Raw genomic sequence first — 11,723 nt, forward strand, 5'->3', positions numbered from 1 at the left:
CTCGCGACGGGACGAACCGTTGCCAAGGCCGCAAGTTGGTGTCACTCTAAGTACCAGACACATCCGCGGCCCGCGGGGCGCGGACAGCCAGCGGGCCGTCGGCCCGCCCATCTGATGGGATCTCTCACATGACGAGCTACTTCATCACCGGGGGCAGCGGATTCATCGGACGTCGCGTTCTCGATCGTCTCCTGACAGCCTCTCCCGACGACACGATCCACGCCCTGGTTCGCGAGTCGTCACGCGCGGCCTTCGTCGCGATGCTCGACGACCTCGGCGCGGGTGACCGCGTGACACCCGTGGTCGGCGACCTGACCGCGCCCGGGCTCGGCATCTCACCGGACGCGGTCCCCGCGATCGATCACGTCATCCACCTGGCCGCGATCTACGACATGGCCGCCGATGCCGAGTCGCAGCGCGCCGCCAATGTGGTCGGGACCTCGCGCGCCGCGGACTTCGCGATCGCACACGATGCACTGTTCCACCATGTCTCCTCGATCGCCGTGGCCGGTGACCACCGTGGGCGCTTCACCGAGATGGATTTCGAAGTCGGACAGGGATTTCCGACTCCGTACCACCGCACCAAATTCGAGGCCGAGCGCGTGGTCCGCGATCGTGAGGGACTCCGCTGGCGCGTCTACCGGCCGTCGATCGTGGTCGGCGACTCGCGTACCGGCGAGATGGACAAGATCGACGGCCCCTACTACTTCTTCGGCCACCTGGGAGCGCTCGGCCGGCTGCCCTCGATGCTGCGGTTGCCGATGCCCGACCTGGGGACGCTGAACATCGTGCCCGTCGACTACGTCGCCGACGCGATGGTCGCACTCATCGGCGTCAATCCCACTCGCAGTGGATTGGTGTTCCACCTCAGCGACCCGAAGTCGCTCACCACCACCGAGATGTACAACGCGCTGGCACCGGCATTCCGCGCCCCGCGCGGCTTCGATGCCATTCCGCGGGCGGCGGTGGAACCCGTGATGGCGTTGTCCGGCATGGGAATCGCGCGCGTCGGACGCAACCTCGTCGCCGCGCAGCAAGGCATACCCGGGGCACTGCTCGATGCGGTGACGATCCCGGTCGACTTCCGCGCCGACACCACCGTCGCGGTTCTGCACGACCTCGGCATCACCGTGCCCGACTTCGCCGAATACGCTCCGCGCCTGTGGACCTACTGGTCGCGACACCTCGACCGGTCACGCAACCGCCGCACCGATCCGCGCGGGCCGCTCGTCGGCAAGAACATCCTCATCACCGGAGGGTCGAGCGGGATCGGCAAGGCCACCGCCCGGATGTGTGTCGCCCGCGGCGCCAACGTCCTCATCGTCGCCCGCAATGCCGAGGAACTCGCCTCGGCGACAGCGGAACTGAACTCGACGACGAGCAAGAGGGGCATCCCGCCCGGCCAGGTGACCTCGTATCAGTGCGACATCACCGACGAGGAATCGGTCAATGCCCTCGTCAAGACCGTCCTGGCCGCACACGGTCACGTGGACATCCTGGTCAACAACGCCGGGCGGTCGATCCGTCGTGCCACCGTCAACTCGGTGGACCGGTCGCACGACTACCACCGGGTGATGGCGGTCAACTACTTCGGCGCGGTGAACCTCGTCCTCGGATTGCTGCCGCACATGGTCGCCCGGCAGGCAGGCCACGTGGTGAACGTGACGTCGGTCGCGGTGCAGTCGCGCGGGCCCCGTTTCGGCGCGTACGCGGCGTCGAAGGCCGCACTGGAGGCCTTCAGCGACGTCACCGGCACCGAGACCGTCTCCGACCATGTCACCTTCTCCAATGTTCGCCTCCCCCTGGTGAAGACGCGAATGATCGCGCCCACCGAGGCCTACGACAACCAGCCCGGGACCTGGAATGTGGACCGCGCCGCGGCGCGCGTCCTGCACGCCATCGTCGACCGGCCCAAACGCGTCGACTCGCTCGTCGGGCTCGTCGCCGAGATCGGGCACCGGGTGACCCCCGGCCTGACCACCCGCATCCTGCACCAGGAGTTCCTCGTGTTCGGCGAATCGGCAGCGGCGCTCGGTCGGTCGGATCGTGATGCCGGCGGGCAGAATTCGTGATCGACACCCCTTATCTCGAGGTCGACGTCGACCGCATGACGCGTAACCTCACGTTCCTCGCCGACCGTGCGCGATCGATCGGCGTGGCGGTGCGTCCGCACGCCAAGACCCACAAGTGCGCCGAGATCGCCCGCATGCAGCTCGATCTCGGTGCCGCGGGTCTGGCGGTGGCGACCATCGGCGAGGCCGAGGCCTTCGCCGACGCCGCCGAGATCACCGCGTGCACAGACATCTTCATCGCCTACCCGATCTGGCCGACACCGGCGAAGGCCGCCCGGTTGCGGGCCCTCGCGGACCGGGTGTCGCTGCGGGTGGGTATCGACTCCGTCGAGGGCGCACGGCATCTCGCAGCGCTGCTCGGCGAGCAGCGGATCGAGGCCCTGGTCGAGGTCGACTCCGGACAGCACCGCACCGGAACCGCGCCCGCGGGGGCCGGTGAGGTCGCGGCGGCAGCAGTGGCAGCCGGACTCGACGTCGTCGGCGTGTTCACCTTCCCCGGTCACGGCTACGGCGTCGGCGACACCCGGCGGCGGGCCGCGGACCAGGAGGTGGCGGCGCTCCGTACGGCGGCGGACGGTCTGCGAGCGCAGGGGATCGATCCGCGGGTACGCAGCGGCGGGTCCACGCCCACCATCGAATTCGTCGGCGACCCGTCGCACGCGGGTGTGCTCACCGAGATCCGTCCGGGCGTGTACCCCTTCAACGATGCCCAGCAGATCGAGATGGGCGCCTGCGGATTCGACGACGTCGCGCTGACCGCGGTGACGACCGTGGTGCGGAGCGACGCCGGCCGAGTTGTCGTCGACGCCGGCAGCAAGATCCTCGGCGCCGACCGCGCCGCCTGGGCCACCGGTCACGGGCGGCTCCTCGACCACCCCGAGGCTCGCGTCGTGCAGTTGTCGGAACACCACGCCGTCGTCGAGTTCCCGACGGAGTCGACGTCGGTCCCCCGGCCGGGCGATGTCCTCAGGGTGGTACCGAACCACGTCTGCAACGCGGTCAACCTCGTCGACGAACTGGTGGCGATCGACGGCTCGGACAGCCGGTGGCCGGTCATCGCGCGAGGACGCAACACCTGATCTGGTTGCCGGGCCTGCGACACTGGACGGATGGACCGCTCCGGTGATCGCGTCGCCCGCTCGGCTTCGGCGTCTCCGGAGGGGCGGGGACGACGGTCGGTGGTGACGCGCACGGCGGCCCGGTGGCGGGAACTCTCGGGACCGCAGCGGTACCGGCTCTACACCCGATGCACCCTCCAAGCCGTCATCGTCGCCATCTCGATCGTCTTGAGCGTCTCCGCCGGTACCGGATGGTCGATCGCCGGGATCCTCCTCGGCGGTGCGGCCGCCGTCGTCGCCCTCGAGGCACAGCCCGACTTCGCCGTCGGGCCGACCGCCCGCTGGCGTCGGGGCCTGCTCATCGGTGCTGTGCTCGTGATGGCAGCGGTCTGGGTGGCCGCGGTGATCGCCTCGCACACCGCCGCCGAGGATTCCGGCGTCGCGGGCTCCGACATCGACGCGGCACGCACGCTCGGCATATACGTCGCCTTCCTCGTCGCCTTGTCGGTACTGCCGTTCCTCCGCCACCGCTGGTGGGTGCTGGCCGCACTGAGTCTCGGATCGGGTGCGCTGCTGTCGGGTTCGGTGCCGGGCGCGGTCCGACTCACGGTCTACGTCTTCGTCATCGGGCTCGTCATGGTCGCCACCACCCTCGCCACCCAGTGGGGCCTACACGTGATCGACGACCTCGAGCGCGCCAAGGCGGTCGAGGCACGACTCCGCGTCGCCGAGGAGAGACTGCGCTTCTCGCGCGACCTCCACGACGTCGTCGGACGCGGGTTCTCCGCGATCGCCGTCAAGAGCGAGTTGGCCGGTTCCCTGCTCCGCGCCGCGGAGTCCCCCACCGCGGATCGCGAGACCGTGACCGCCCGGGCGGCGACCGAGATCGACGAGATCAAGTCGCTCGCCGTCCGGTCGATGGAACAGATGCGTTCGCTGGTCCGCGGCTACCGCGACGTCGACCTGACGGGTGAGGTCGCCGGCGCCCGATCGCTGTTGTCGGCCGCCGGTTGCCTACTCGTCGTGGACGGTGAACCGGCCGAGGTACCCGATCGCTACCGTGAGGTGGCCGCGTGGGTGGTCCGCGAGGGTACGACCAACATCGTCAAGCACTCGGCCGCGTCGTCGGCGCGACTGACGTTGCAGCCGGACGGTATGTCGTTGCGCAACAACGGGGTCGGGGTGGGTGACATGCACACACCGTCACCGCGGTCAGGCCTCCGTGGCCTCGCCGAGCGACTCGAGCCCGTGGGCGCGACTCTCGACACCAGCGTGCGCGACGATGAGTTTCTTCTACAGATCGGTTGGGCGAAGCCATGATCCCGGTCCTGATGGCCGACGACGAGACTCTCGTACGGACAGCGATGGCGACGATGCTCGATCTCGAGGCCGACATCGAGGTGGTCGCGCACGTCGAGTCGGGAGAGCAACTCCTCGAGGAGTGGCGGGCACGGGTCGACGCCGGCGAACCCGTGGCGGTGGCCGTCCTGGATCTCCAGATGACCGGCATGGACGGCATCGACACCGCCATCGAGCTCCTCACCCTCACACCGGACGCCGGGGTTCTCATCGTGACCAGCCACGGACGGCCCGGTTACCTCAAACGTGCGCTGGCCGCGGGTGTCCGCGGTTTTCTGCCGAAGACCATCCCAGCCACCACACTGGCGCAGGTGATCTCGACGGTCCATGCCGGTGGTCGGTACATCGATCCCGAGCTCGCCACCGAGGCGATCAGCACCGGCGACTCGGTGTTGACCGCCCGCGAGGCGGACGTCCTCGAGTTCGCCCTCGACGGGGCGTCGGTGGAGGAGATCGCCCGCCGTGCCCACCTCTCGTCGGGGACGACACGCAACTACCTGTCGTCGGCGATGTCCAAGCTCGACGCGTCGAACCGCTACGAGGCCGCCCTCAAGGCTCGCGAACTCGGCTGGATCTGACACCCTCGCGTCACCCGTCGAGTCGTCGAGTCGACCGTCGGAACGCCCACACCGCAACACCGATGAAGGCGGCGAACAACGGGAATCCCATCGCGATCTTCGCGGTCGCGAGCATCCCGGTGGCATGCGTCTCGTAGAACCACAGCTGGACACCGAATCGCGACGCGAGGACCGCGGTCAGGATGAGGGTGGCGATGTCATGCGCGCGCAGCACGACTCGGTCCTGACGCCACGAATACTTGTTGCCGTGCAGCAGGTTCCACAGCATTCCCGTCAGCGGCCTACGCATCAGCACGGTCGCCAGCACGATGACCGCCTCGATCCCGTTGGCCCAGATCCCGAGCAGGAAGTACCCGTCCGCCGACCCGGTGGCGGCGGCGACCGCACCGGCGGCGGCCACTCCGATGATGCCGCCCGACGCCTGCACCACGGGCTCACCCCGGGCGAGACGTATGCCCGCGGTGAGGACGGCGACGGCGATCGCGGCGGCGATGGCGATCGGCAAATTCGCCACCGCGTTCGCCGCGACGAACACCACGACCGGGATCGCGGAGTAGATCATCCCCGACACACCGCCGAGCTGATCCATCAAGACCTGTTGAGCGTCGGTGGTCTTCGGCCGAGAATCGGCCGCGTCGTTCTTCTTCGGGTCTCCTTCTGGGTGGTCTCGTCCATGGTGGTGCCCTCCGATCGTCCTCGGGTGTCGAACATCTGGTTGCGCGTGCATTCGGCAGCATGGGTCATGACTGCTCCCGCCCACCGAGATGCCGTGCGAGAAAGCGCTCGACGGCGCGATAGAAGGTCATCTGATTCTCCGGATTGACGAACCCGTGGCCTTCGTCGTCGAAGACGAGGTACTCGACGTCGATCTCGCGGTGCCGCAGCGCCTCGACGATGGTGTCGGACTCGGCCTTGACGACGCGGGCGTCGTTCGCTCCCTGCGCGATCAACAGCGGGCGCCGGATGTCGTCGACCCGGCTGATCGGTGAGCGAGCACGGATCTCGTCGACCTGCTGCGGGTCGTCGGGATCGCCGACGTAGAGGTGCCAGTTGTTGGCCAGGGACTCCTTGCCGAGGAACGACGGTTGCGTGCGCATGAAGTTCTCGAGGTCGGAGATGCCGACGTAGTCGACGGCGGCGGCGAACACGTCCGGGGTGAACGCCGCACCCACGAGTGCCGCGTACCCGCCGTAGGAACCACCCATGATGGCGACGCGGTCACGGTCGGCGTACCCCTGTGCCACGGCCCAGTCGACGGCGTCCAGCAGATCGGTGTGCATCTTGCCGGCGAGCTCACCGATCCCCGCGCGGGTGTGCGTCGGCCCATATCCGACGGAACCGCGAAAGTTGACCTGCAGCACGGCATATCCGCGATTGGCGAGCAACTGCACCGTCGGCTGGTATCCCCACGAATCGCGGTACCACGGACCGCCGTGGACCAGCACCACGAGGGGCAGTCCGGTCGGATCGGTGCCGACGGGCAGGGTCAGGTACGACGGCAGCTCGAGGCCGTCGCGGGCGGTGATCGTGACCGGGGTCATCGGTGCCAACGCCTCGGGATGCAGATGCGGGAACGGACGATAGAGCCGACGGCTCTCGCCGGTGGAGTGATCGTAGAACCAGGTCGCACCCGGGTCGCGGTCGTGGGTGAAGCTGACGATCCACTTCTGTCCGCTCTCGTCCGAGGACAGTTCGCCGACATCGCCGTCGGACAGGACTTCGAGGTTCTTCAGGACCTCTGCGAACTCCGTTGTCAGCGCGTGGATGACCTGCCGTTCGCCGAGATAGCGGACGCCGATGAGTTCGCCGGTGCCACGGTCACGGAGCAGCGCCGACGACATCTCGGCCACCGCCCGCCGGGCACCGTCGATCTCCAGCGTCGGATGCGCGTCGACCTCGGTGATCTCGCCCGTCCGTACATCGATGCGCACCAGACGTGTCAAGTCTGCACCGTCGCTCGAACCCGCCCAGATCCCGGTGCGGTCGGGAGTGGATTCCAGCGGGGCCACTCCCAACGGATAATCCTCCCCGTCGAAAGTGACGACCGGACGGAGTTCACCGGTGGCCGAGTCGAGGCGGGCGATCTCGTGATCACCGTCGTCGGTCTGCGAGAGGCGGATCATGTCGTCCCCGGGTCCGCGCATCCAGGACATGGCCACGCCCGGGCTCTGCGCCACCACGGTGGTCTCCCCGGTGGCGATGTCGATCTCGTGAAGGTCGAACTCACTCACGTCGCGCGCGTTCATCAGGAAGGAGATCGTGCCCGCCCGGCCGGCGACCGTCTCGGCTCCGACGACCCGTGCCCCGGGGAACGGGGTCAGGTCGACCGAACCGGCATCGTCGGCATCGAGGTCGACGCGGAACAGATGCCAGTTCTCGTCACCGCCGGTGTCCTGGAGGTAGACCAGCCACCGCGGATCATCGGTCCACCGGAAGTTGCGAACGCTGCGCGTCGCATCCGCGGTGACACAACGTGGCTCACTGCCGGGCTCGAGATCCTCGACCCAGACGTTGAGTCGGTTGCGCCACGGGGCGAGGAACGCGATCCGCGTGCCGTCGGGCGAGATCGTCGCGCCGGTGCGCTGCGGCGGGCTGAAGAAGTCCTCGAGCGGGATGAGTCCTGGTGCGGTGTGTTCTCGTGTCGTCGTCATGCATTCGACCCTGCCCGCGACGAGGCGTGGCCTGTAGTGTCGCCGATCATCAGAATGTCGTGACATTCCGGTCCGACGACCCGTGACAGATGTCAGAGTGCGCAGGTCAGGTCGGTCGGAATCCTTGCCGGACCAAGAACTCGCGCGCCCGTCCGAACTTGCGATCGGTGGAGAACGCGTACCAGCGCTGATTCACGCCCGCTTCGTGGACGACGTCCCGGAACCTGCGGAACGCCCCTCGCCCCTCGATCGCACGTTCCAGACGATTCCTCAGATCGGGATCGGAGATGCGCGTGGCGAAATCCGCCATGTCCCGCCAGCTGTCGCGCGAACCGACGCAGTCGAAGCGCAGCCAGCGATCCGGGTCCTCCTCGACATCGATCTCCTCATCAAATACCCCCGGCTCGAGACTCTCGTCGTCGTAGGCGAAACCGGTGGTCAGGTCGACGTAGCCACCGGTCGATCGGCTCGGATCGCCTTCCATCTGGTCGCTGAGCATCTCGAGATCCACCGTGACCGGCCGTCCCGGTGCGGGTTCACCGCGCAGACTCGCGAGCAGGTCCTCGGCGAGTTCGGCATCGCCGGACTCTCCCCGTCGGTTGAGTTGTTCGACGATCGACACGGCCACCGGTTCGGCTCGCTCGCGGCGCTTCTGCAGTGCCATCGGTACCCCGGGGCCGACCTGCTGGAGTACGTCGTGCAGATCGCATCCGATGACGGCATCCAGGAAGCGATCGGCATCCGACGACGCGATCGACCCGCGTACCTCGCCCAGATCGAGTTCGCGTATCTCCTTCTGCGCGGGCCACTGCCCGACGAGCATCGGATGCGGAACGGTGGGGAGTGGTGGCGTCTCGTCGTCCCCATCGGCCGTCCGTCGACCGTACTGATCCGGGATGTCGCCCCAGCCGAAGTACGCCAGCGGCGTTCTCGGCTTGATGCCCAACACGTCCAACGGGTCAACCTTCAGATCTCCCACGACACACCGATGGGTCCACTCGTCGCCGAGATCGAAGGTGTACTGGAACTCGGAGCCTGTCGCTGCGAACGCGGCGACCTTGGCCGTGGCGATGTCCACGGGCTCGGAGATCGGGCCGGCGATACCACCGGCCAGGTCGGCACCGAGCGCGGCGTCGGCGACCACCCTGCCGTCGTCCAGGGTGAAAAGTGACAGATGGGAACGATCCCATCGAGCGAACGCGTCATCGATGGCGGTCGCCAGATCCTTGAACGTGTGCGCCGGTCCGACCGCAAAAACCCTGCCCGGCCAGGGCCACAGTTCCGTACCTCGACCACCGAGCAGTTCCACGGTCACCGACAACCATGTGCGCGCCATGCGTCGAGAGTGACATCTTGGAGGCGAAAACGCACCGTTTCGTACTCGGGCGTTTCGTTAGTCACTCATAGACCCCCTCGACGATCCACTCGCCTGCGCGGTAGCACAGCAGCAGGGCACGCGAATCGTCGAGCAACACCTGTGCCCGGGCGATCAGTCCGGTCTCGGTGGTTCCGGCCGGCCCCGGTGGCCCGGTGGGCCGGTCGGTGCTCCCGACCGGCCAGGGCCCGGCCCACCAGCACAGGCCCCAACTCGATCGGCGTGCCCGGGATGATGCCAAGGCGACGGTCACCGGTTCGGCGGTGAAGGCCCCGCGTTCGGTCACCTTCACCGGTTGCCCCACGGCGTCGAGCACATGGATCGCGGTCTCCACCAGTACCGTCGGGCTGGGTTGTGGCAGGCGCCCGGGCCACGGCGCCAATGGGTCCCGGTGCGGAGCAGGCTCGTCGCCCAGGGAGACCATCGTGATCCGTTCGGCGGGTCCGCGACCACCGCTCAACACGGGGATGCGCACGGCGTCACCACCCAGCAAGCCCTGTATCCGCACCAGCGAACGCCGGGCGCGCTCCTCCACGTCGGGCTCACCGGCCAGTCCGCCACGGGCGAGATCGTCGGTGAGCTGGTAGTGCAGCGCACCGGCCTCGACGACCTCGACCGGCTCGAGCCGCAAGCGGACGATCGGTGAGTCGGGCCGGGTGTCCCGCACCGTGACGCGCTGCGCACCTCTCCCCTGGGCTGTGCTCCCGTAGGGGGCTTCGAGCGGGGAGGTGCGTCGTGCCGCGCCGGTCAGCCACCCCTCGAGTTGCCATCGGATACGATCCGCGGTCGTCTCCGGCGTCAGCGGTTGGGCGCACCGCCAGGTTCGCGAATGCTGTTGTCCGCGTTCGGTGATCGCGGTGATCGTGAGTCGCGTACAGGCCACCGCGGCATCGCGCAGGCGTCGGTGCAGCGCGTCGGCGAGGGTACGGCCGATGAACGCCGCGACGTCGATGCGGTCGACCGGCGGGTCGCAGGTGTGGTCGACGTCGAGTTCGGCGGGCACACCGCGGGACGAGGGGACGCGCCCCGGCAACGCGTTGGCGAGCCGATGCGCGACCACCGCATCCCGGGCGAACCGGGTGGCGACGTCGGTGACGGACATGTCGGCGAAGGCACCGATCGTGCCGATCCCCAGCCGGCGCAGCAACTCCACGAGATCGGCCCGGGACGGATCGCTCATGCTGGGTTCGACGGCGAGATCGGCGACGGGCCGGCCGGCGAGATATTCCCGGTCACCTCCGGGCTCCACCTGATGCCCGTTCCGGGCGGCGAGGACGGCGGTGAAGATCTCGTCGGCGATGCCGACCTGCGACTCGATGCCACATGCCGACACCACGTCGACGAGTTCCTCCGCGAGGGCCTCCATCCCCCCGAAGTAGCGGGCCGCGCGGTCGCCGGCGATCACCAGGAGACCCGGCCGGAGCACTTCGAGAGCTGGTATCACCTCGGCGACCGCGGCGACCACCGGTTCGAACAACCGCCCGTCCCGGTTCTCGTCGGCGGTGACCACGGTCATCTCCGTACACGCCGCCTGCGCCTGGCGTTTGCGCATCCCACGGCGGACACCCGCCGCCCGGGCCGACGCCGAGCAGGCCACCACCCGATTCGCCGACAGCACCGCCACCGGATGCAGTGGGGGCAGGTCCGCTTCGGCCGAGGCCGCCATCGCCGGCCAGTCCGGGCACCAGAGCGCGAGAATCCGCCGGGCCCCCGTCTCCTCGGGGGGCATCAGTTCGCCACCGCGAGCACCGGGGAGGTACTCGTCGCCGCGACCATCTCGACCATGCGGTCGGCGCCGTGACCCGCCGCCAGGAGCTCGACCTCGGTGCTCGCGGACTGCCGGCCGCGGCCGGACACCGTGACCTGCAACCGCATCCCGCCGATGCGGCCGTAGCCACTGCGCGCGGAGTCGAGACCGGCTGCGCGGGAAGCAGTTCGGCCCGGAAGGTGCGGGCTGTGCCGGTAGGTGAGGACACGGGCCTCGACGGCCAGCTGCGCGCCCGGCCAGGTGCCACCGGTCACCAGCAACACCGACGACTGCTTGCGTACCCGACCCATGACCACCCGGGCACGTGACGGGGCCACCACCTCGGTCCGTGGGCGAGTCCCCACGCCGTCGCCCGCCAGGTCCAGGATCACCAGGTCCATACCGTCGAGCAGGACCGCCGCCACCTCGACCGGATCGGGGCCGGGATCGGGGATGGTGGCGATACGGGACAGGTCGGCACCCATCTCCGCCGCCGACAACAAGCTCAACCGTGGCAGACCGACGATCCCCACCTGCCCACCGGCACGGGTCACCGCTGCGATCATCGCGACCAGCACCGAGCGGGCACCATCGAGACCGACCACCGTACCCCGCGGAATCCCGTTGTGCGGCATCACCTCCGACAACGAATCCGGCATCGGGAGTACACCCACCGCCCGATCGCGGACCTCGACCACCCGCTGATCGGGCCGACCGGACATGGCCGCCATCCGCCGACGCAATCCCGCCAGTTCGTCGGCGCGTCCACGGGCCGCGACATCGGTCACGGCAACACCAGCTGACACATCCATCTCCGGACACCCTCCAGTCGACATGAGGTACTCGAGCGAGCCGGGAAGGTGCGCGCCACCAGGGTCTCGAA

9 protein-coding genes are annotated in these 11,723 nt (G+C 68.7%); 4 read left to right on the forward strand and 5 right to left on the reverse strand.

The window, feature by feature from the left end:
• The first annotated feature begins 128 nt into the window (after positions 1–128).
• Genes MHN80_RS06920 through MHN80_RS06935 form a run of 4 tightly spaced genes read left to right on the forward strand, consistent with a single transcriptional unit; the run spans position 129 to position 5,067 of the window.
• Positions 129–2,072 (forward strand): SDR family oxidoreductase, encoded by a 1,944-nt coding sequence (locus MHN80_RS06920; RefSeq protein WP_239400493.1) that lies wholly within the window; start codon positions 129–131, stop codon positions 2,070–2,072.
• A complete protein-coding gene (locus tag MHN80_RS06925; protein WP_239400495.1) occupies positions 2,069–3,151 on the forward strand; it encodes an alanine racemase in 1,083 nt (360 codons plus the stop codon). Before MHN80_RS06920 ends, MHN80_RS06925 begins: the two co-directional genes overlap by 4 nt.
• A gap of 30 nt (positions 3,152–3,181) precedes the next feature.
• Complete coding sequence (locus MHN80_RS06930) at positions 3,182–4,450, forward strand: sensor histidine kinase (protein ID WP_239400497.1); 1,269 nt, start codon at positions 3,182–3,184, stop codon at positions 4,448–4,450.
• Positions 4,447–5,067 carry a DNA-binding response regulator gene (locus tag MHN80_RS06935; RefSeq protein WP_239400499.1) on the forward strand — a complete coding sequence of 207 codons (621 nt, stop codon included), beginning with the start codon at positions 4,447–4,449 and terminating at the stop codon, positions 5,065–5,067. The genes MHN80_RS06930 and MHN80_RS06935 overlap by 4 nt, the downstream gene beginning before the upstream one ends.
• A gap of 10 nt (positions 5,068–5,077) precedes the next feature.
• Here the strand turns inward: MHN80_RS06935 and MHN80_RS06940 are convergent, their stop codons facing one another.
• The 5 genes from MHN80_RS06940 to MHN80_RS06960 form a co-directional block, all read right to left on the reverse strand.
• The gene (locus MHN80_RS06940; protein ID WP_239400501.1) at positions 5,078–5,656 is read right to left on the reverse strand and encodes a DUF3159 domain-containing protein; all 579 of its coding nucleotides are present in this window, start codon (positions 5,654–5,656) and stop codon (positions 5,078–5,080) included.
• A 151-nt stretch (positions 5,657–5,807) separates the two neighbouring features.
• Positions 5,808–7,718, reverse strand: a complete 1,911-nt coding sequence (locus MHN80_RS06945) for a S9 family peptidase (RefSeq protein ID WP_239400503.1) — start codon at positions 7,716–7,718, stop codon at positions 5,808–5,810.
• Positions 7,719–7,824: 106 nt separating this feature from the next.
• Positions 7,825–9,054, reverse strand: coding sequence for a UPF0158 family protein (locus tag MHN80_RS06950; protein WP_239400505.1), 1,230 nt, complete (start codon positions 9,052–9,054; stop codon positions 7,825–7,827).
• A 61-nt stretch (positions 9,055–9,115) separates the two neighbouring features.
• Complete coding sequence (locus tag MHN80_RS06955) at positions 9,116–10,822, reverse strand: DNA polymerase Y family protein (RefSeq protein WP_239400507.1); 1,707 nt, start codon at positions 10,820–10,822, stop codon at positions 9,116–9,118.
• Positions 10,822–11,652, reverse strand: coding sequence for a hypothetical protein (locus MHN80_RS06960; RefSeq protein ID WP_239400509.1), 831 nt, complete (start codon positions 11,650–11,652; stop codon positions 10,822–10,824). The genes MHN80_RS06955 and MHN80_RS06960 overlap by 1 nt, the downstream gene beginning before the upstream one ends.
• Between the last annotated feature and the right edge of the window lie 71 nt (positions 11,653–11,723).

It is taken from the genome of Gordonia sp. McavH-238-E (genome assembly GCF_022348225.1).
GTDB lineage: Bacteria > Actinomycetota > Actinomycetes > Mycobacteriales > Mycobacteriaceae > Gordonia > Gordonia terrae.

Bases quoted from the DNA above. Each gene is read 5' to 3' on its own strand.
- MHN80_RS06955 (WP_239400507.1), bottom strand. From the start codon at position 10,822: ATGCCCCCCGAGGAGACGGGGGCCCGGCGGATTCTCGCGCTCTGGTGC.
- MHN80_RS06920 (WP_239400493.1), top strand. From the start codon at position 129: ATGACGAGCTACTTCATCACCGGGGGCAGCGGATTCATCGGACGTCGC.
- MHN80_RS06960 (WP_239400509.1), bottom strand. From the start codon at position 11,652: ATGGATGTGTCAGCTGGTGTTGCCGTGACCGATGTCGCGGCCCGTGGA.
- MHN80_RS06935 (WP_239400499.1), top strand. From the start codon at position 4,447: ATGATCCCGGTCCTGATGGCCGACGACGAGACTCTCGTACGGACAGCG.
- MHN80_RS06930 (WP_239400497.1), top strand. From the start codon at position 3,182: ATGGACCGCTCCGGTGATCGCGTCGCCCGCTCGGCTTCGGCGTCTCCG.
- MHN80_RS06950 (WP_239400505.1), bottom strand. From the start codon at position 9,054: ATGGCGCGCACATGGTTGTCGGTGACCGTGGAACTGCTCGGTGGTCGA.
- MHN80_RS06945 (WP_239400503.1), bottom strand. From the start codon at position 7,718: ATGACGACGACACGAGAACACACCGCACCAGGACTCATCCCGCTCGAG.
- MHN80_RS06940 (WP_239400501.1), bottom strand. From the start codon at position 5,656: ATGGATCAGCTCGGCGGTGTGTCGGGGATGATCTACTCCGCGATCCCG.